The organism is Micromonospora krabiensis (assembly GCF_900091425.1).
Lineage (GTDB): Bacteria > Actinomycetota > Actinomycetes > Mycobacteriales > Micromonosporaceae > Micromonospora > Micromonospora krabiensis.
Map to the genome: position 1 here is coordinate 4156947 of NZ_LT598496.1, position 21191 is coordinate 4178137.

Sequence of the window (21191 nt, forward strand, 5' to 3'; positions counted from 1 at the left end):
CAAGCCCTCGCCTCGATGGTGATCGGCGGGCGTGCTGGATGCGCCGGCCGGCACTGGCAGCGATGAGCGCCCCGGATCCCCTGTTAGGAGCGGCAGCCTGCGCCGATAACGGCGGGACGATGCTCGTCGAGACAGGCGTGCGTAATCGCTCCTGGGCAGTAGGTGTGCGTCTGGTCACGGCCTGTACCAGAAACTCCGGGGTGAGAAGGTCACGGTAGCGGCCGCCCGGTGCGGGCACCCGAATGCGCATGCCTGATCTGCCCTAGGGCCAGGGTAGGGCCCTCGCACCGGGCAGGCGGTAACCACGCCGGTCGGGCTGGCCCCCGGGGCAAGGACGAGCTTGCCGAGGATCGCTGCCTCGTCGCCTAGCCGCGGCAGCACCGCGCGGCCTGCTTCGGCTCAACCACCGCTACCCGACCCGCACCCCTGGCCGAGGCGTCGCCGCGGGATGCCTGGCGTCGACCGGGGATTCGAGTCGAAGTGCTCAACTCGATATCCGCGCTAGGGCACCCATCAGGTATCCGGGCGCGCGGTCGAGTGCGTAGCTGTCGGCGGCGACAATGGCGTCGAGTTCGGGGACAATGTCACGAGCAGCGGTGGCCGCGTAGGTGAGGCGGTCGCTGGCGGACTCTGTGTCGTAGGCCTCCAACGGATGCTTGGCGATGATCGCGATACGGCCGTGGGCGGGGTGACTGAACACTGCGGTCGGCACCGGCACGCCGTCGAGCACTTGGGCTCGGTACGTTGTCGCCCACGCGGCGAGGGCCCGCCCCTCTGTCTCGCCGTTCGGAGCGAGTTGACGTGCCCGAAGCAGGCCGAACAGGTCGCGCGCCAGGCGCCAGTCGAGCAGTGTGTGGTAGGCCATGTTGGAGTAGTCGCGTAGGCATCGGTAGCAGGAGCCGGTGCAGGCTGCGGCATGCCCGGGGGCTTCGAACTCCGTGAGCCGGTGCTCCACGTGGTGAAGGAAGGGGGTAAAAGTGCCTGGCGTTCCGAGGTGAGTGCTGAAGCCGGCGCCATTCTCGAGAGTGTCGGCGAGGAAGGCGTACGTGACGGGTTGCCCATCGTCATCGGTGCCGGTGTAGATGCCCGCGCTCAGCTCTTGCGGCTGGATGTCGAGATAGCTGGCGGCGGCGGCGCGTAGCAGGAAGGCCAACGAGTACCAGGCAGCCCGCCGTCCGGCTGTTTCATCGGGCGCGCCGCTTGGCTGCTGCAGCCCTTGATCCAGCGTGAGCCGCAGCCCGGGGAATCGGCAGCCGGGCGCAATGCCGGCGAAGAGGAAGTCGGTGGCCTGTACGGCGCCCAGGGCGACCTGGATGGGGTCGCCGGATGCATTCTCGTTGCGGACGAGGTTTCCGTTGACCGCGTCCGGCGAGAGATATCCCAGCCAGCTGCCGCTCACCGGCGTGAGGTCGAACATCCGGCCGCCGTTGTCGTTGACCGTGTAACGGGTCCCGGGACCGCTGTACGCGACGGCAGCGCCCTCCGCGTGGTGCCTGAGGTCTGCCAGGGTGGCGTGAGCGCGCGCCGCCATTGTGCGGGGCGACCATGTGAAGTTGCCGTCGAAGTCGCGGCGGTACCCGGCGCGGAAGCCGAGGGGCTCCCGTAGTTCAGTCGGCCGGTAAGCAGGTTGCAGGGCGCCGCATCGCGGGCAGGTGTCTGGGCCGCTCGTAGGGTCCGGCCGCTCCGCCAGCTGTTCTAGATGCGAGCAGGTCTTGCAGATGCCGACGAACCGCGGTGTGGCGAGCGGTTCCGCGACGGCGCGGGGGCGGGGCATCACCGGGTCGAACGCGCAGACGCCGACCGCCGGGTAAACCCAGCCGTCGCGAACAACTTCGCTCATCGGGGCGAATTGAGACACGGCGATGGCGACGTCGCGGTCGATCGTGGCCGGTGGTGGCCATGGGTAGGACCGGGTGGGCTTGCGCAGGTGGAGATAGCGAACCCGGCTGGGGAAGCCGAACATCGGCAGTACGCCGGATTCGGCGAGCCGTTGGCTCAGGTCTGGGTGCCCGCTGTCCTGGGCGGCGACGTCGCTGATGCGGTCCAACAATGCCGGCATCCAGGCTCCGGTGTCGAACCTGGTGACGTCGCCGTGGCAGCGGGCAGCGAGGGCGCGGGCGGCAGCATCGACGCTGTGCCGGTTCTGCTCGATCCAGCCCACCACGTGGTGGCGGGCGCGCTGCCAGTCGGTGGCCGGCCCGAACTGGCCATGAGAGTTGTTGGTGAGATCGGACAGGACCTGGTTGGCTACGAGCGCGGGTCCAAGGCTCGCGAACGCCATCCGCAGGACCTCTGCAGCGAGGACCCTCCGGAAGATCTCGGGCCGGTCGAGGGCCAGGTACGGCGCCGGCGTGGGCTCATTGGTGATCAGGTCAGGGCGGTCGAAGTAGTACTCGTCGTGGCTCCGCCCGCGACAGACAGTGAGGGCAACCGCAACTGGTGCGCCGCGGCGGCCTGCACGGCCGACGCGCTGCTGGTAGTTGAATCGAGTGGGGGGCATGTTCGCCATGACGACGGCCGACAGGTCACCGATGTCAACCCCTGCTTCCATCGTGGTTGTTACCGACAGTAGGTCGATCCCGTACGGCAGCGGGGGCTCTCCCGTGCCGCCAAGGAAGATGCCCTGAAACCGGGCTTGGCGTGCCTGGGACTCCACCCTGCCGGTCTGGCCGGTCAGCTCGGCACACGCCAGGCGGAACATGCCCTGCTCGTTGGCCGCCTTCCACGTGTAGTAGTCGTCTTCGTGTGACACCGGTTCTGGTTCGATAGGGAGACGTCGTTGACAGCCAGTGCAGACGCCAATGCCGCGCGCCAGGTGCTGGCGACGGCACGACTGGCATCGCCACGCGCCCTTGCCCGGTGGCCGCAGGGTGACCCGCTCTGGTCGAATTACGTACTCGACGACGGCGTCTCCCCACGCGGCGCGGACGACTTGTTCGACGGCTGCTGTAGTGCTTCGGAGTTCCCGGGCTGCCGCCTCCCAGAACTTCCGCAGCCGCGCTGGGGGCTGGATAGAGCCGTCCCGCAAGCCGGTAAACCGGCGCATCTGGGCCAGTACGCGAAGGCTCGCCCGAGCTACAGCGCGAGCGCTGTCCGGGGCTAGGTCGATGTCTTCGGTGTCCTCCTGAAGCGCGAGCCAGCCCAGGCCGAGGGACTCGAAGTCGCGGCCGGCGCCGGAAAAGAGGCCTTCGAGCATCTCCTGTCGCAGTTCCTGTTGAATGTCATCGAGGAGGGCCTGCTGGTTAGCGCTCAAGTTGCTGGCTTGGACAGGGTCCTGGCCGGTCCACTGGTAGAGGGCAGTCCAGGGCTGGTCGTTCCGGTCGGCTTGCAACGACGCCTTTGGTCCTCCAGGGTTGATTCCCATGGCCAGCAGGTCGCGGGCCAGGTCTCGGGCAAGGTCTTCGACGCTGGGCGCGGCGGCTAGATCGCTTCGCAGCGCGGGTTCTGACGTCGGGTCAGCGTGGGGCGCTCTCTCCCAGATGTCGCATAGAGACTGGAAGCTGGCGGCGTTGCGCTGGCGAAGCCGGGCCACTGCGGCCCACGTGTCGGCGTCTCGTGGCCCCTCCTGGTAGTGCCTTCGGGCGAGCTCGAGGTCGCCACCGCTTGCTGCGGGTTGGGTGACTCGCCGGTATAGCAGCAGCCGCAACAGGTCCTGATAGTGACGCAGCCCAATGCCCGCGGCCAGCTTCGCCGCATCCTGGCGGCTGTCCGAGAAGATGATGCTCTTGCGTTCCTCGACCGGCAGGTGCCCGGCCATCTGCGTGATGAGGACCTGATTGATCTTTTCGAAACCGGTGCGCATGGTGCGGATAGGGGACCGCTGGCGGCGCCGGTCGGTGAGCGGCAGGGCACCGTTGCGGTCGCGGCGGATCTCCCAGTCATCCCCACATGAAGGGCATCGGGTCGGGAACGGCTGCAGTCTGTCAGCGCCGACCGTCGCCATACTGCGGCGCGGCCCTGCGGCGCTGATGTGGAAGCTCCATCCGGTGGAGCCGCGCTCGCCGTTGGACAGCCGCCCGGTCGCCGGGTCTAGGTGACTGCGCCGGTATTCGTAGGTGACCGTGCCGCCGTCAGCCGTCCAACGGCGGTCGGTCTCCAATGGGCCGGTGCGGGGCCAGTAAACGATGTAGTTGGCGGCGGTCGGGTTGAGGACAACCTGGTCCGGCAGCTTCGACAGGTCGGGCACGTCGGCAAGGAGGAAGGTGTCGATGGAGCGCTTGGACAATTCGTCCTCAGGGGCGAAGCCGCCCAGTAGGACGTCGCCGCAGGTCTGGCAGTACAGCAGCTCCAGCACGCGGCTGCCGCAGTGACACCGGGTTGCCGGTTGGGCGTAGAGCCGACCGACGGTCCGCCCGTCCCGGGCGTCGTCGTCGACTGCGGTGCAGCCCGCGTTGGTGCAGGCCCAGATACCCGGCACGTTGCGGAACATCAAGTGTGCCCGGATACGGGGAAGCTTGCTGCCCGGCAGCGTGCCGGCTGCCCGTAGGCCGGCGAGCAGGCCGCGCAATGCCGCGTCCTGCTGGGTTGGTTCACAAGCAGGGAACAACCGTCGTGCGAGCAGCGGCGTTTCCTGAGCTACCGGGCTGGCGGCGGGCGTGCCATCTGGGTTGGAGAGGCATGCGGCGGCGAAGGCGTCGCCGGCGCCGGTCTCGGCCAGCGCGGCTGCGCATTCCTCCGGCGCCTCCTGCCCAGTCAGCCTCGTCAGGCGCGAGGCGTGGGCGGACACGTTGATCTGGGCGGCGGTCGGCCGTACGAGCTCGCCGGGGACGAAGTCGAAGCTGTCTCGAGGGAGGGCAAAGAACTCTTCAAGGAAGCCCGCGTCCCGGGCCGGATCCAGCGATGCGGAGGCGGCGAGGACGCGGATTCGTTCGGGCTCGTCCGACAGCCCCAGCCGGTGGCGGAGGTTTCGCAGCAGGTAGGCGACCTCGGTGCCGGCCGTACCGCGGTATGTGTGCAGCTCGTCGATGACAAGCGTGAACCGCGCGGAGGGATCGTCTTGCAGCCATTGCCGGGTGCTGTCGAAGAACACTGCGTCGCGCTCACGCAGCAACATGACGTTGAGCATTGAGTAGTTGGTGATCAAGATGTCGGGCGGAGCGTCGAGCATGTCCCACCGCGAGCGCATCTCCGCCCCATCGAGCTGCGGGATGAAGGCCCGGTCCTTTTCTAGGCGGATGGCTGCGCCCCGCCGGCTTGTCTGCAGCAGGTCTTCGCGCAGCTCCTCCAAGGCGGCGGTGTTGCCGGGTGCTCCGGTCACCGGTGTCTGGCCTGTGTAGCGGCCGAAGTAGAAGCGGTGGCCGTTGCGGTGGCTGTCCAGCCAGGCACGGGCAGGAACGCTGTCCATCGCGCGGCGAAGCCGGACGAGCTGGTCGTCGACGAGGGCGTTCATCGGGTACATCACGAGCGCGCGTACCGCCGCGGGCCGGCCGGTCTCTCCCTGCCGTTGCGGCACGAACGGCGCTCCAGGGGTTTCCCACCACGGCCGGTGTGGCGCCGGGGTACCGGACCAGGCACGCGACTCGGCCAACAGGCTGGCCAGGATCGGCAGCACGAAGGCCTCCGTTTTGCCCGAACCGGTTCCAGCCGTTACGACGGTGTTTCGGCCTGCCGTCAATCCGCTGTGGAGCGCCTGCTCCTGATGTCGGTAGAGCGGCCGACCAGGCGGGATCAGGCCGCACTCAGCGAACGCCGCGAGCTCCGGCACTGCACCGGCGGCAGTCGCGGAGGCTGCGATGTCGTGCGGAGCGACGGCGTATTCGGGCCGCATTTCAATGAGCGGCCGCCGCCAGGCGCCCCCATCGCGGTCGAGGAGCGCCCTGCGCTCGCGTACGAGCCGCTCGTCTTTGAGCCCGAACGGCGTGTCGTAATAGCGAAACAATGCATCGCGCAGGGCGTCGAAGGTCGCCAGCGCATCGAGGCTCGCAGGTCCCGTCATTGTTCCTCCAGGCGGTGCCCCAGCGAGCCTGCCAGCTGCCGTGCCAGGCTGAGGGGCACGTTGTCGAAGGCGACCGTTTCGGCGCGGTCGGTCAAGCGGGGCGGCAGGCCCGTGCATAGGGCGGCTGCAGCGGCTTGCAGGGGTGGCAGTGGTGCTCCGTAGTCTACGAAAAATGTTCCTGCCTGTTGCCTACCAGGCTCAGCCCGCCAGCGCAGGGGCTGGGCGCCACACGCGGCAAGCACGAAATGGATCCCCTCTGCGTAGGTGGTCCGGTGCCAGGCGCCGGCACGCTGCAGCAGGTACGCCATCCGGCCGTCGCGGCGCAGACGGTACAGGCCCTCGCCTGCGCCGGCCGCTCGGGGTGATACTGGCTCCCACGCCCGCCTGAGGGGCGCGTAGCACTCGACTGTCGCGTTTCCGCTGGCCGGTGGTGCCGCGGCATCCCCTGGCCGGATGACAGCGATGCTGCTTCCAAGCTGAAGAGCCGAGCAGGGCACGTATCGGGCTCCCAACCGTCTCGCCAGTTCGGGAAGCTGGGCCGGGGAGTCGTAGGAAATCAACACGGCGGACGGCGGTGGGAGTGCCGGGCTACGCCTTGGCGGCGACGCGAACGTCACTGCGAGGTCCTCGCTGGCCAGCCGGTCGAGCACACTGGCCGGGCGGGCGCCGGCTAGAAGGGCGGTGCCATCCGACTGGGGCAACCGAGTAATCACCGTTGGTGCTGCCCGCCAGGAGCCTGCAGTCCAGTCGACCCGTGCAAGGCACATCGTCTCGGCGTCCCTGAGCCACCGGCCTGCGCTGAACCCCCTCGTATCGCGGTGCCCGTGCTGGCCCGTGGCCGCGAGCCACCTAATCCGCGTAGACAGGTCATCAAGGCTGCCGTGCTGGACTTCGCTCATCCAGCGAGCCAACAGGTCAGCGTCCAATGAGCTTCTCCGCGGCCTGGGTGTACAGCCGCCAGCGGTCTTGGTCGCTGGCGATCCGCGTTGCCGGATCCAGCAGACGTCCCCACACGTCTTGAGCGGCAGCGGTTAGCTGGTGCATGGCGGGGAGGGTGGGATGCACCGGCCGGACACGCCACCCTAGCTGTGACCGCTCGGCAATCCATGCAGTCCCGGGCGGCGGAACGTATTCGAACCGGTACGTCGCTCCGACACCTATGAGGGCCTTCAGCCATGCCGGGACAGCGGGCTCTTCGACGGGTGCAACGGTCCCGTCATCGAGCAGCGCGTGGGCCTCGTGGAGGCCGCGGCGAACCAGCACCGGCTGGCCGCCGGGGTTTCCCGTGCCTACCCATGCGCCTTGTACAGCGGCGCCGGCCGGATCTACCGGCACCGCCTGGGCACCGAGCGTCTGGACCACAGTAAAGCTGAGGTCCGTCCGGTCAGCGGTCAGTTCATGCCTCCCCGCAGGAAGCGGACCCAGCACCCGAAGCGGTACCGGAAAACCCGCAGCCCGGAACTCCTGCTCAACGCCATCCAACACAGCGCGAACCATGCGCGTCTGCTCACCGGCAGGCAGCAGCATGTCCGGCTCGCCGCCAGCCAGATAGTGGCGACGGCCCAAGCCGCGCCCCACCGGAAGACCGTGGCATAGCACCGGCAATATGCCCGTGTCCTGGCGCAGCGCCGAGGCCACTCCCTCTCGCAAGCCCGGCAGAGCATCCTCGACCGCAGCTGGATTGGTAATGCGCACGTTGAGGAAGGTCACCCAGCCCGACAGCATGGATGCCCTTGCCGGTTTCCAGCCCGCGGCCGCGGACGCCTCCAGGATCCTGCTGACCTCAGCCGCGGCAGCCGCGGCGACCAATAGCACCTGATCCTCGAAGGCAACTACTCCGGCGTGCGCCGCCCAGGCACCGATCGTGGGGTCCTTGCGCATCGCTACAACGTCGGCAGCCGGAACGTGCAGCGCTAGCTGCGTACCGCGAGCGTGTAGGCCATTTCGAAGTGCCTCCGAGAAGGTGGGCATGTCCCCGTCCAGGTCATACAGATCGCCGTCTCCCCGGACAGACAGCTTCAACTCCCCACCACCGGGCAGTTGCACTACGTCCTCGTTAATGCCCGCCACACGCTCTACTTCCCACCACATCGTCCACGAGTCGGTATCGGCGCAGGCGCGCAACCGGCCACGCCGCAAACCTGCCCGCTCGCGTACCACCCCGTCCCAGTGCTCCGCTAGCGACGACAGCACCCCGCCCAGAAGCTGCGAGTCGGCGTCGTTCTGCAACGCCATCACTAGCCTAGGCGACAGTCCACGCGGCCGACTGGCCCAAATGCGCAGGTGGTAGAGGATGCTGTCTTGATTCGGAGCGCCACCACGATCGATGCCAAGCGCTGCGAAGAACTCTGTCAGCCGGTGGCGGTCCTCGGCGCGAACAAGCGCCTGGGACAGCGGGTAGCCGATGCGGTGGAAGTGTCCCCCGGTCCGGATAGTGCTAATCCCCCGCTGGCCCTGCATCCCACCGAGCCAGTCGTGCAGCACCCGCCACAACGCTACGACCACGTCGAAGGCCTGCGACAGCCGGTCTCGCAAGCGAGCGAGATCGTCTGGTGGGGCGCTGGGCTTCAACGCTTCCGCTAGACGAATGTAGTAGGCATTCGGCGCCGAACGCTCGTCGCGGTGCATCCGTGTCGCGGCCAGCACGGTGACGGCAAGCAATGGTAGGCACGGCGGCGGCTCAGTTCGGCTACCCCTACGCCACCGCGCCACCGCAGCTTCCACAGGCCAGAACAGCTGTGTCTCGTCGGCCAGGCGCAGATAGCGCGCCACTGCGTCGGTAAGCGAGCCGGATCCTCCAAGTTCCGCGAGTTCCTCGTCGCTGGCGAACAGAAGCACGGGCCGGCCCGCCTGGGCATCACCGAAGTACCGGCAAGCCAAAATCTCCTGCCATTGGGCATAGCTATCCGCCCCGGTCATGGTCCCAACGTATCGGTTAGCTGCGAAACTTCTTACCGGCGAACCTACCTAGTTCGCCGCCATCCGGCCGTCACGTACCTGGCTAGATGGCCCAAGGCTCTGGGCCAGAGCAGCAGCGTCTTCATCGATGTGTCGTACTGACTCAAACTCAAAGGTATTCGTCGGCCAGCGAGCAGAGGTGGAGGACACCGGGGTACTTGGTGGCCTGGTCAGTGTGGGCATGTGCTCTACGCAGCAGTGACACCAGTGTGGCGAGGGCTGCCGGATCGTCGTCGGGCTGTTGGTGGGCGACGCAGATCTCCAGGGGCACCGGGTTCGATGCCTGGACGGAGAAGTTGGTGTGGATGTCGGGGTCGAGCTTTGTGCGGCCGTGTGGAGTCTGCATCTGGTCCGACTTGGGGTTGACGGAGTAGTAGACGCGTTCGCTGGCGCGGAACAGTCCGCTGACCCTGGGGTGGTGCTTGTCGAGGTCGTTGGCGAAGCCGCGAGGGACTTCCATGGTGCTGGAGCGGTCTCGGACGCGGACGATGCGTAGGCCCGGTGTCTTGTCGGGTCCGATGGTCTCGGGGAGGTCGGTGTCGTCTTCGATCTCGACGCCGGGCAGGATCAGCTGGTCGGGGCGCAAGTGCTTGTCCTGCATCCAGTCCCAGCCCCAGTTCCGGAATCCGGCGGCTCTGACCATGACAATGCGGTCGTGGGTTGCCGAGTCGGCGGCGCCGCCGACACCCAGGACGTTGACGAGGAAGGCTGCCAGGATCTGCTTCTGCTGCCTGCCGGGGCCGATGCGTCCCTTGCCGTCGGCGAGGAGGGCGGGTAGGTCGGCGTAGGGCACCGTATGGGAGGGACTGCCGTCTGCGCCGGGGAGGTAGGCGGTTGCGGTGCCGTCGGGTTGTTGGCGGATGACCATCGGGATGCAGGTAGGGCCGTCGTGGTGTAGCCAGATCCCGACCTGCTCGATGTCGGGCAGTCCGACGGGCATCTGGTAGGGACCGAAACGGCCGAGCTGGCGAAGGCAGTCGGTGATAGCCGACGCCACGCGCAGGATGGTACTGGCCCCGAACCGGGTGCCCGGGTATGGCTCGGGCTTCTTCCGTTTGGCATTCTCAGGCCAGGTCTTCGGCTCGGTGAACAGCTGGGCTGGCCGCAGGCACTGCAGGCGCCGGTTGGTGCGGGCGAAGGCCTTCTTCAGGCCGGGCTTCGGGTCGATGAGCCTGGCGCGTTGGAAGAAGGCAGCGTCCTGCAGTTCGACGATGGCCCCCAGTCGGTCAGCGCTTCCCCCGAGGACCTCCCTTGCAAGCCGGTTGGTATGCAGCTGGAGCAAGGCGTCGTCGGTCTTCTTCTGGTCCGGGTCGGGTTGGACGCCGACGCCGACCTCGGCACCGTTGCGCAGGCGGACGGTGATGTCGAGGTCGCCGGCGAAACGGATCACGCTGTTGTCGCCCGGGTCGCACGCGGGTGCGAGGCCGAAATGGTGCTCCAGGGTCGCGAGTACGGCCTCGCGAGTGATGTCGCTCTGCGTCCACAGTTCGATGGTGTACGTGGTGTTCGGGTCGAACGCGGCTTTGATCTTGCGGGTGGCGCGGGAGCCGACACGCTCGAGGTCGAGCAGCGGCCGGATCCCGCGCCGGGCGAGGAGGCCACGCAGCCTGTCGTGGACGTCGAAATGGTCTCCTGGCACCAAGCCGGTGTTGGCAGCGTGGACGAGCGTCTTGGCTCGTCTGGATTCCTTGCCGTCGACGTCCATGCCGGGTGCGGCGTCGGCATCCGCCGCTTGGCTCTTGGTGCCTTCGCTGTACAGGAAGTAGGCGCGGATGGCGCGTTCGTCGAGCAGGTCGGCGGCTGCGGCCGGGTCGGCGAGGGTCTTGTGCGGGTCGGGGAACGAGAGTTGGGTGAGCTTCGCGAGGGCGCGGGCGAGGCCGGGGCTCCACTGCCACTGCCAGCCTCCGCCGGGGATCCGCATTTGGCGTGCCGGCGCGGACAGCAGGGTGTGGAGTTCGTCGTCGCGGCCGAGGAAGCCTTGAGGTCCGTGGAGCCAGATGGTGGCTGAGGTGGGGCCTTTGCCTCTTGACGGCACGTAGGCCACGGGCATGAGGGGGAAGCGGCTGATGCTGATGTCGGCGTGGATGCGCGGCACGGGGACGTTGGGTGCCGTCTCCACGTGGAAATCGATCTTGGCGGTGACGAGTCCGGGGCCGGCGCGGTCGTCGTCGGTTCGCTGGGGTGGCCAGAGGACGGCGCTTCGTCGGCCGTCGCTTCTCGGGGGCCGAGGATGAAGTCGCGCCGGGCCTTGCCGAGCAGGTCGAGTTTCTGGTCGACGACTTCCTTGGCGAGGAAGGAGGGCAGCATCTGGTAGACGTGCGGGGCCACCGCGGCGGTGCCGTTCGGGCGGACGGTGTATTCGAGGAGATTGAAGCAGCGGCGGTCGAAGACGAGGTCGGCCGGCTTGAGCATCTGGTACCAGTCGACCTGGTCGGTGATTTCGGTGGTGGCCCAGCTGGCGATCGCGTCGGTGACCACGTAGGTGTCGATGCCGGGGAACGCGACGATGAAGTCGTCCGACCTCAGGTTCCAGTTGACGTACATGATCGCCGGGTCGATGCCGCAGAGGAGCTCTTTGAGGCTGCTGGTGGGCAGCGAGTGCCCAGGCCGACCGAACGGCCGGGTGCGCCATTGCTTGTCGAGTTCGGTGAACCAGGTGGCGGGCATCGCCGCGACGTCGCACTCCACTTCCCAGCGGGCGCCTGGCTCGATGTCGAACGCGAGCAGCCGCAGGTGGTCGCCGGTGGTCCTGCGGGGCGGCTTGGCCGTGTTCTCGCTGGTCTCGGTGTCGGTCACCGGGGAGTCCTCCTCGATCCCAGGGGGTCGTTGGTGCGGACCAGGTGGCCCATCAGGCCCCACACGGCGGTGTTGACGGCGTGCTCTCGCAGGCGGTGCTGGCTCGCGCCGTCGGTGGGCGTGGCCAGCAGTTGTCCAAGGTACTGGTCGGTGGCCACGACGATGCTGGTACGCGCCGTGTCCGCGGCCTTCTCCTCGGGGTCGGCGAGTCGTTCGGCGAAGGCCGCGTCGCACAGCAGCACGGTGGTCGGCTGGTTACCCCGGATGCTGCGTCCGATGGTCTGGCTCATCGGGACGAGATTGTTGGCGACGAAGACGCGCCGGTCCTGCGGGTCGAGAGCGCGGAACTGGATGGGGCGGCCGATGGCGTCGAACCAGACCTTGCGGGCAGTGGAGCGGAGCTGCTTCACGACGCCGCCAACTTCGCCGGGGGCGGCGGCCCGCGGCCGTTGGAGGTGATCCATGGCCAGTTGGCTCACCAGTGACAGGGGGAAGGCCAAGTCGAAGGGCGGCGGGTGGGAGCGGGTCAGGTAGATGACGGCGCCGAGGGCGGCGGTGTCATTGGCGTTGAGGATGTTGTAGCCGCGCTGGATCGACATCTCGGCGGCGACGAGGATGTCCTCCTCGCCCGTGCCGAAGCGCCCGACGAGACGGCGTTGGATGCCGCCGACGCCGGGGTCGGCGGCGTCGGGTACGACGATCCGTGCGCTGAGCTGGGGTACTCGGGCGTTGATGTGGTCGCCGACGGTGCGTGCCTCGTCGCCGGAGAGGACCACGAACAGGATCTTGCGCCGGTCTTCGGGCAGCTTCGCCCGCAGCTCGTCGACGAGGCTGCGCGGGCGGCCGTCGACGGGCTGGCACAGCGCGGTGACCAGCAGCCGCAGGGCGTCGTGGCGCCGGCTGCCGGTCTTGCCGGACACGAAGATCGGGTCGGCGCCGGCCCTCTGGGCCCTTACTGCCATGTGGGATTGGCGCAGGGCGGTCTCGTCCTCGGGGGGTGGGCGCAGCACGGCGGTGGGCTCGATGGGGATGTGGTAGAACGACGAGCCGGGTGCCCAGCTGGTGGCAGAGGTCAGCACCACGTGAGGGCCCTGCACGCCCTCGCAGGCGAGGAGGTCGTGCGCGTGGTGTAGCAGCCACCGGCCGACTCCGTGCACCCACAGCAGCTGCAGCGACGCGCCGCCGTTGCGGCTGTCGGCCCACCGCAGGGCGAGGATGTTGCCCATCGGGGCCTCGGGAACGATCGGCCGGTAGTCGCGTGGAGGCTGGTCGGCCCAGAAAGTTTCCTCGTCGGGCAGTTGCAGATGTTCCCGCACCGATGGGTACATCGTCGTCATGGTGAAGAACGTCGTGGTGATGCGGCCGGCGCAGATGGCTGCCTCGACGACCAGGCGCAGCAGGCCGCGACGCTGGTCGAACCATTCGCGGCGCACATGCCCTGCCTTGATGTTCGGCTCCAGCCACCGGTCGAGCCAGTTGTCGATGGCCAGCGCCACTGCGGCGTCTGTCCGTGGCTGGCGGGTCACCTGGGCGACGACCTCGTCGAGGCTGTGCGGCTGCTCGCTCAGGGGGGTCTCCGCGAATTCCTGCAGCTCGTGGCGGTAGAAGTCGTCGGCGAGGTCCTCGACGCGCTTGTCCCCCTCGCCGCGCGAGGGCAGCCCGAACAGGGTCCGGGCGACGCGGCGCAATAGCGAGTGCGCCGTGAACGGCGCGTCGCCGAGCAACTCCTTCAGCCGCTGGCCGGGCGGCGACAGGGCCAGCCGGTTCAGGACGAAGACCGCGTTCTGGTGGATCTGCAGCTGCGTGTGCCAGCGGTCGACCTCGTCGTCGGCCGCCGGCGCCATGCTCTGGTTGTCCAGGGCGGCGTTGGTGTACTGGACCATCCGGTGCGTCCAGCCCTTGCCCGCGGCTACCAAGGGCTCGGTCTGCACGAACCGGGAGTCCAGCACCTGTTGGACAGCGTCCGCCTCGTCGATGACGAGCAGGTCGGTGTGCGGCTGGAAGGCCTCGAACCAGCGCATGGACGCGTCAGCCGGTTCCGCGCGGCTGGCGATGAGGCACTGCGCGGTGGTGACCCAGACCTGCGCGTTGGCGATCTCGCGGTGAGCCTTCTGCGCCGGGCAGATCGACAGCAGCGGGCAGTCGTAGGCGGCCGGCTCATCTGCCTCGGCGTCGCGTAGCTTGCCGTGGCACGGGAACTCGTTCGGCTCCAGCGGCTTCCAGGCGGGGTTGGCTGAGCGCCGGAAGGGTTCCAGCAGGCAGGAGGCGTTGGCGTAGGCGGCAGCCGGGTCGGCAGGGTTGTCGTCGTCGGGCACGAGGACGGGAGATTCCTCGATCGCGGAGCGCCAGTACCGTGCGGCGTGCTCGGCGCGGTTGCTCCGCCCGATCAGGGGCACGGCGTCGATGCCGATCGACCGGAGGAACGACACCTTGGCGTAGACGTCACCGACCGAGCCCAGGACCATCCCGACCCGGTTGCCGTGCTTCAGCACCCGGTTGACCGCCAACACGTCGGTGAGGGTGGTCTTGCCCGAGTTCATGAGCCCGACGATGTGGGACACGCCGTCGAGGACGAAGGTCTCGGGTCTGTCGACCAGGCCGGGGCCGTTGCGGTCGACGGAGCTGAAGCGCATGTTCTCCGTCAGGCGCTTGTGCCAGTTCCGGTTCGTGATGTGCGGCTTGCCGACGAGCCTGCGGTCGATCTCCCTCGCCGTCTCCAGCAGCTCCTTCTCGAACGACACCGTCCAGGGTTCCCGGGAGCGGCGGGCCATGAGGGGAAGCCGCGCGACGGGCGGGGCCGGCGGCAGCGTCGACGGCAGGTGAATCACCTCGACGCTGTCTCCGACGCGGAACTCGTACCGCCGCCCGGCCGGTGCCGGCGGCCGGGGCGGGGTCAGCCTGTACTGCAGGGGGTCAGCCAGCGCCGCGTCGTACGTCGCCACGCGGTCCTGGCACAACGCCGAGCCTGCGACGGTGAACACGGTTTTGTCGTTGACCTGCCCGTCCGCGGCGTCCGTGCGGGCGAAGCGCCGCCATTCCTGCGGCACCCGCAGGTAGTGGTTGAGCAGCCTGCGCCAGTAGCCGCGCCGGGCCACGTCACCCATGCGGTGTCGCACCCGCCGGCACTCCGCCACGAGCTCGGGCGGCAGGTCGACGTACCCGGACAGCAGCGGCTGCAGCGCCCCCACTGGCTCGCCCGGGAAGTGCTTTGTCAGGAAGTGCAGCCCCAGCTCGACCCGGCAGAACGCGTCCCGAGCCATCACCGCCTCCGGGAACTGCTCCCGGCGCATCTGCTTCATCAAGCTGTCGCGCCACGACGAGGTTTCTCTCACGCGGCCAACTCCTTCGCCCGCTCCTTGGCCCGAGCCACCAGCTGGTTCTCGTCGATCACGTGCACGCCCGCGACCCGCCCGTCGAGTTCGGCCTCCAAGTCGCTGATGTAACCCGGCTGCACCGCCCGGTGAGCGGGAAGCGCCAGGTACCGCCGGTCACACGCCGGTGCCTGCGGCCAGGTAAATCCCCGGCCCAACAGCCGCGCGCTGACCTGGTCCTTCGCGTCCACGCCCCAGGTCTCGGCAACCTCCGGCACCCCGCCGACGCCTGGGCGCAGGAACTCGATCAACACGTCCAGCGCGTCGACTCCCGGGTACGGAGTGACCCTGACCGTCGGCGCCAGCGAGTCGACCGACAGCGCGTCGATGATCCGCGCCTCCACTAGGCCCGGGTCGTGGATGTACTTGCGCGTCGCCCGGTGTTGCTCGTAGACCACTGCCGTCGGCACGGCCGTCCACGTCTCCGGTGAACCCCCGGGACAACCCGCGGTCGCGCAACACGCCGAAGCATCGGCCAGCACGTTGCGGCACGATGGGCACAGGATGTACTCCTGCGGCGCCCGGGCGGGCCTCGAGTGGTAGGCGAGGCTGATCAGCCGGTGGACGTGCGTCTGTCCGCTGTTGTCCGTCGCCGGGAAACGCCGCTCAAGGCCGCGAACCTCACGGTCGGCGACGACCGCGTGGTCGATGAGGTAGCGCCGAAGCACCGCGTACGCCTCCCCGATCTCCTCGTCCGAGGAGCCGTTCGCGGCTGCGGCTTCCCGCAGCGCCAGGTGTACCTGGTTCTCGGTCCACTCGGCCTCCACGTCGTGCCGCGCGAGCCGAGAACCCTGCTCCGCGAACTCGGACAGGTCACCGTCGGCCAACAGACTGTTCTGCAGGTCAGTGATCGACAGGTCAAGCTGCACAGGCCACGTCGCCAGCGGCTGCGCGCAGAGCTCCAACAGGGCGAGGTCACTGTCGAGCGGCTGCAGAGCCTGGTCGGCGAAGCGCCACCACAGACGCGAGAAGCCCACCCGCCACGGGGCCGGCAACAACCCCGCCTCCTTCGCCGGCCCGCCCGCCGCCTGTCTCCTCCGCTGAACGATGCCGGCCAGTCCAGCGGACAACATCATCACCGTCAGGTAGTCATCATCCGGGGTCCGATCCCGTCCGAGATGCCCGCCAACGATTGGTACTTGAACATGAACGTCCACTGAAGCCGTTCCTCACACCTAAGTCCGAGCGGTTGCCCCCGCAAAGGGGCGGCTCCAGTAGACACCGCGCCCCTGACACTGTCGCGGCCCGCGAGATAAGGCCGCGAGCGAGCCTTCCGATTGATCATCAACTGATCGCCGCATGCCTCGTCTTCGTGGCTGTCGTTGACCGGCCGAGTAGGACGTCAGGTCGAGCAGAACCGGCTAGGGTGCCGGCGCCGACGAGCGGTGGCGTGCCGTACGTACCCTGGTCTGATGCTGCTCCGCACGTCCCAGCCCGCTGACTACCAGCAGATGGCGGACATCCTCTACGGCATGGGCCACGATCAGGAGGGCTGGGACTACCAGTACGCCGCCGAGGGAGGCCCTGAACCGTCCCTGCCAAGCTGGGTAGCGGTCGACGGGAACGAGGTTCTTGGCCTGGTCGAAGGCCGCTTCGACTCGACGTACGACGAGCGCATCGAGCAGCCGGACCACCCCTTGCCGCACGCGTGGATCTACCTGATTGGGGTCCGCCCCGACGCGCAGCGGAAAGGCATCGGCACAGCTCTGGTGCGCTACTTCGCCGAGCAGGCAGCCCTGGCAGGATGTTCATTCGTCGCCCTATCGCCTGATCAGAGCGATGACGATGTTCTGAAGCGAGTGGCCTTCTTCCGATCCTGTGGCCTCGCACCGCTGATCAACGGTGACCCTGAAGACGTTCACGGCGCGCCGCTTGCCGAGTTGCTAAGCCACCTGCGATAGCTAAGCGGCCAAAATTTGAGCGGAAGCTGGGCGCGAATGAGGTATCGCTCTGGCGGTGCTCAGATTCTCGGCACCCCAGCGGTCGCCGGTCGCGACGATCGCGACGGACCGGACCCCTGGGCCTGACCTCAGGTCCTTGATCCGAGCAGAATCAGTTGGGGCAACGCCTTCAGGACCACCAACGGCTCCTGACCTTGATCTCGCGTACGGGTATCTCGGAGGGGTGTAGGGGGCGTTCGACGACGGGGCGGATCGTGTGGGGTGTGATGCGGTCGCGTTCGTGTTCCTCGGCGAAGCGGGCGGCCTGTTCGTGTTCGCCGAGGGTGTCCAAGGCCTTGAGGAGGTCGGTTACCAGGATGTCGAGGCGGTGGGTTTCGGCTTCCGCGGCGAGGAACCGTTCGTAGTGGGTGACTGCCCGGTGGCCGCACCACTGGCGTAGTAGTTCGTGGCGGGGCCGGTCGTGGCGGCGGTACCAGTCGTACTCCCATTCCGGTGTCGTCGACCGGCTGTCGCGGCCGACGCGGTGCTCATCGCCGAACTTGCATTTGTGCCGGGACTGGGCTTCCTGCTCGATGACGAGGTCGAGGACCTGGGTCGGATGGGCTCGGCACGCGGCCTCGACCAGTTGGAGGGTGCCGGCCGGTGACAGGATGGTCCGGCCGTCGTGGTCGAACCATTGGGCCGAGGCGAGGATGTCGTCGATCGGGCCGTCGATGATCTCGCTCAGCCGGGCCCTGTCGTGGATGTCGGTGGCGCATGACACCGGGGACCAGAGCAGTTCGGCTACGTCATCGCTGATCAAGAGGCCGAAGATCTCCTCGATGCAGGCTTCCTCTGTGCGGTCGAGGTTCAGATCGTCGATGCGTTGCCAGTTCGCCATCAGCGCGTCGAAGGTCCCGACCTCGCTCCACGGCACCCGCAGCCGCGACCCGGGGACCTTCTCCACCCGTTCGTCGGGGTCGTCGAGGAATCTGATCTCGAGGCGGGCGCTGGTCTTCTTCGGCTCGACGGCCAGGATGCGGACGCGTTCGGACGGTCCGTGGTCCGACTGCCGGTACGCCCATTCGTCGCCGACGGTGAAGCGGGAGGGGTCGATTCTCATCCAGCCGTCCTTCGGGTAAGCGTCGCTTGTTGCGTGGTACCGGGTCGTGGTGGCGGTTCGCGCCGCGATGGCGGCAGGTCCCGGTGCAGGCTCGTGCGCATCCGGCCGGAGTGTGGTGGCGGTTGAGGGGTGGACGCACTTCAGGCGCCGCGGTCGAGCAGCCCGTGGTGCCACGATTCGGCCTGTCGGCGGATGCCGGCGTGGGCCTGCCGGTCGTGATCAGGGCGGTGCTCCTTGCGTGGCCTGTGAGGGCTCCAGTCACCGAGGAACGGGCGCAGGTCGTCGGGCCCGGGCTCGGGGTTGTAGTCGATGTCAGCCAGCACGCGGGGATTGCGGATGGGGTCGATCCGGTCGGCGGCGGCCCTGCCCCACGCGACCCAGCTGGCGAGGTCCCCGCCGGCGCCGGTCCGCCCCTCGGCCGCCTGTTCAAGGGCGGTGCAGAACGCGCGGATGTCAGATGCGGTGGTCCACGCCTGGTAGGCGTGGCGAAACGTGTCCGCGCGGATCTTCTCGGTGGCCCGGACGCGGGCGTCGGCCATCGCGGCGTGCCATTGCGCGAGGGTGGCCTCCTCCTGCCGTCTGCGCTCGGCCGCAGCTTCCTCCTGCCGCCGACGGTGCTCGGCCGCGGCCTTCTCCCGCGCGGCGTCGGCTGCCCGCCGTTGCTGTTCGTCGGCGGTGACGCCAGCCTCGAACCCTTGGATGATCTGCGCGACGCGCTGTTCCAGACGTACGCGTGCGGTGTCGGTCCAGGTGTCCCGGTTGTCGTGTCCGGCCCGGGCGATCTCCAAGCGGAGCCTGCCGGAGTCGACGACGTCGAACTCCGCGGGTTTCATCCACGGCCGCAGGCGCAGCACCTTCAGCTCCTCGGCGGTGGGTTCGTGCGGGACCTGGTCGCGTTCCTCGGTCAGGGTGACCGTGCGTCGAACCTGCCCGGCCTGGAGGAACACCCGCGGGTGTTTCGCCTTCGTGTTGACCCCGAGCCGGTGCCCACGCCGGGCCGCCTCGCCGGCGAGCTGCCGGATCAGCAGCAACGCCCGGGGCAGTAGGTCCGAGCTGACGGCGAGGCTGGTCGGATCGGCTTCGAGAGCGCTGAACGCCAGATGCGGGTCGGTGGTGACACGTCTGGTGTTAAGCCGAATCCGGTTCCAGTCGGTCTCGTCCGGACCGACACCGGTGTACAGGCGGATGACGATGTCACCGGCGTCACGGCCAGTGTGGCGCAGATGGTGACCCGACGGCACAAGTCCCTGCTGCTTGAACGCGTGAATGATCCGGCGGTACCGGGCGCGTGTTTCACTGTCGGGACTCTCGATACGGACCATGCCGCCCTCGCGCTGTAGGCGGTCGAGCAGTTCGCGAGCCGATCGCAGCAGGTCCGTCGACGAAGCGCCGCCGGCGATGCCGCCGGGTGCCGGCGTCTCGGACCGCGGGAGGGAAGCACGGTGGTCGGGATGATCGGGATGGTGGCCATGCTCAAGGTAGAAGCGGCCGGCATCGGTCGAGCGCGCCCTCCACACCCCTGCCTTGCGTGTCACCATCACCAGGTTCCGATCCTGGAGCGCACGCGCCGACCGCCGGTACTCGACGCCGTCCGGCCCGCTGAGGTCATCACCGCCGTGGATCCGGCGAAGCAGGTCGAGCTGCCGCTCATTGAGCGAATCCCATCGCTGCACCACCCGACAGTAAGGGGCACGGCGTCCTCGATGGGAGCTGGACACGGCCGTATATGGCAGCCCGGACCAAAGGACGAACCAACTGTCGGCGCCGCCTGAAACTGACCTGCAGCTTCGGAACCCGCCCGAACAGAGGGGCCAAGGTTGAACCGGCGTCGACACGGAACAGGATCCGGCTGCCTGCGAACTACGAGACTGTAGGCGGGTGGCCCCTCGACTCTTTTGGCCGGGAGAAGCGGGCGGGCTCGTCGTGCGCGATCAGGCTGTGCGGTGTGATGAGCGGTGCCACGCTGGTTGCGAGTGCGGCGCCGACTTCTGCGGTGGGGGTGGTCAAGCCTTCGTGAAAGTGCGCCACGGCGCGTCCCGCCCCCGCTACGAGGTCGGCGAGTTGGATCGACGGATGATCCAATGAGTCACCCCGTGCCAGCCCTCGCGGCCTGACGCCAGTCCAGAGGAATCGAAAGTCTGGATGACCCGCCGTCATGGCCTTCCACAAGATGTCGATGCGGTCGTCGGTCAGAACCTTGTGGGCGTCCATGAGCAGGCTTGCCGGCCCGATTTGCCGTGACCACTCGTTGAGCACGGCGGGCATCGCCGGGATCAACGGTTCCATCGCCAAAAGGAAGTCCGGTTCAAGCATCGTCTTCTGCAGTTCATCAGCCTGCGCGCGGCACCGTAGCAGCATGCCCAGGATGTCCGTGATCGCTCGGCGATGCGATCGGCGTTCGGCAACATCGAGTACCTGGAACAGCTCGGCTACCTCGACCAACGCCTGTCCTCGGTTGCGGATGCCGGCGAAGCGGACAAACACTCTGATCAGTTCGTCGAACATGGGGGCCCCAAGCGCCCGCGGGCCCTCTTCGATCAGCTTTTGCGCGTACCGCCGAGCCTGGTCGTCCGCGTGCAGGTCGATCCCGTTCTTGTGCGCATGCTCTTCAAGCAGCAGGTCAATGATCTTAGCCGCGACAAAGAACCGCTTGTCGATCATAAAGATGCTCGCCCTGCCGGCAAGCATGCCGCCAGGCTCCAGCGCCGTCGCGAGTACCTCAAGCCGCCGCTGGTTACCGCCCCGGGCGAAGTGGCTGAACTTCAGCTCACCAGCCTGCTCGATACTAGCGTCGCGCCGCAGCAGGGCCAGCACCGTGGCGGCGTCGCCGTCGTCGATGGCGACCGAACCGATGGTCATGTACGGCTCGGTGGGCTGAAAAAGGGCCTCGCCATCCCAGCCGGACTCGTCTGCGGCGATCCACCGGCCGTCCGGCCCGCCGTCCACGGTCAGGGTGTCGCGGGAATATCTGACGTAGGCAGGGCCAGATAGGCCACCGGGCGTGGCAGACCTACCCGGGAGCGTAGGTGCCAACGAGTTGCCGTTGGGGCCGGTCGCTCTTGCTGTGCCGGGCGAAACTGCCACGCAGTCCATTCTGATGCCTTGGCGCAACGTTGAGCACCCCGGAA

Annotated in this window: 9 protein-coding genes and 2 pseudogenes; 1 reads left to right on the top strand and 10 read right to left on the bottom strand. The window is 68.1% G+C overall.

Features of this window, described 5'->3' with window-relative positions:
• Positions 1–484 precede the first annotated feature (484 nt).
• The 7 genes and pseudogenes from GA0070620_RS19040 to GA0070620_RS19060 all read right to left on the bottom strand — a co-directional run bounded on the left by GA0070620_RS19040 (position 485) and on the right by GA0070620_RS19060 (position 16058).
• Complete coding sequence (locus GA0070620_RS19040) at positions 485–5935, bottom strand: DEAD/DEAH box helicase (RefSeq protein WP_172836460.1); 5451 nt, start codon at positions 5933–5935, stop codon at positions 485–487.
• A 915-nt stretch (positions 5936–6850) separates the two neighbouring features.
• On the bottom strand, positions 6851–8854 hold the full coding sequence (locus tag GA0070620_RS19045; RefSeq protein WP_091592788.1) for a hypothetical protein: 2004 nt from the start codon (positions 8852–8854) through the stop codon (positions 6851–6853).
• Positions 8855–9002: 148 nt separating this feature from the next.
• Positions 9003–10598, bottom strand: a complete 1596-nt coding sequence (locus GA0070620_RS34250) for an RNaseH domain-containing protein (RefSeq protein ID WP_231922440.1) — start codon at positions 10596–10598, stop codon at positions 9003–9005.
• Positions 10599–10649: 51 nt separating this feature from the next.
• A pseudogene (locus GA0070620_RS34255) lies at positions 10650–11102 on the bottom strand (pPIWI_RE module domain-containing protein); the annotation flags it as partial.
• A 29-nt stretch (positions 11103–11131) separates the two neighbouring features.
• Positions 11132–11752, bottom strand: a pseudogene (locus GA0070620_RS34260) (pPIWI_RE module domain-containing protein); the annotation flags it as partial.
• Positions 11686–15021, bottom strand: a complete 3336-nt coding sequence (locus GA0070620_RS19055) for a pPIWI_RE_Z domain-containing protein (protein WP_157741663.1) — start codon at positions 15019–15021, stop codon at positions 11686–11688. The gene GA0070620_RS19055 and the pseudogene GA0070620_RS34260, both read right to left, overlap by 67 nt.
• A complete protein-coding gene (locus tag GA0070620_RS19060; protein WP_157741664.1) occupies positions 15018–16058 on the bottom strand; it encodes a restriction endonuclease-related protein in 1041 nt (346 codons plus the stop codon). The genes GA0070620_RS19055 and GA0070620_RS19060 overlap by 4 nt, the downstream gene beginning before the upstream one ends.
• A gap of 414 nt (positions 16059–16472) precedes the next feature.
• On the opposite strand from GA0070620_RS19060, the gene GA0070620_RS19065 reads away from it, so the two are divergent.
• On the top strand, positions 16473–16961 hold the full coding sequence (locus GA0070620_RS19065; protein WP_091592794.1) for a GNAT family N-acetyltransferase: 489 nt from the start codon (positions 16473–16475) through the stop codon (positions 16959–16961).
• 169 nt (positions 16962–17130) lie between these two features.
• Here GA0070620_RS19065 and GA0070620_RS19070 read toward each other — a convergent pair whose 3' ends face one another.
• From GA0070620_RS19070 to GA0070620_RS19080, 3 genes are all read right to left on the bottom strand, one after another.
• Positions 17131–18237 (bottom strand): hypothetical protein, encoded by a 1107-nt coding sequence (locus GA0070620_RS19070; RefSeq protein WP_157741665.1) that lies wholly within the window; start codon positions 18235–18237, stop codon positions 17131–17133.
• Entirely contained in the window at positions 18204–19736 is a 1533-nt protein-coding gene (locus GA0070620_RS19075) for a hypothetical protein (RefSeq protein WP_157741666.1), read from the bottom strand. The genes GA0070620_RS19070 and GA0070620_RS19075 overlap by 34 nt, the downstream gene beginning before the upstream one ends.
• Positions 19737–19923: 187 nt before the next feature.
• Positions 19924–21009: a hypothetical protein gene (locus GA0070620_RS19080; protein ID WP_091592799.1), complete on the bottom strand. Its 1086-nt coding sequence runs from the start codon at positions 21007–21009 to the stop codon at positions 19924–19926.
• Positions 21010–21191: the final 182 nt, after the last annotated feature.

Coding starts and splice junctions, on each gene's coding strand:
- GA0070620_RS19045 (WP_091592788.1), bottom strand. CDS start 8,854: ATGACCGGGGCGGATAGCTATGCCCAATGGCAGGAGATTTTGGCTTGC.
- GA0070620_RS34250 (WP_231922440.1), bottom strand. CDS start 10,598: ATGGACGTCGACGGCAAGGAATCCAGACGAGCCAAGACGCTCGTCCAC.
- GA0070620_RS19040 (WP_172836460.1), bottom strand. CDS start 5,935: ATGACGGGACCTGCGAGCCTCGATGCGCTGGCGACCTTCGACGCCCTG.
- GA0070620_RS19065 (WP_091592794.1), top strand. CDS start 16,473: ATGCTGCTCCGCACGTCCCAGCCCGCTGACTACCAGCAGATGGCGGAC.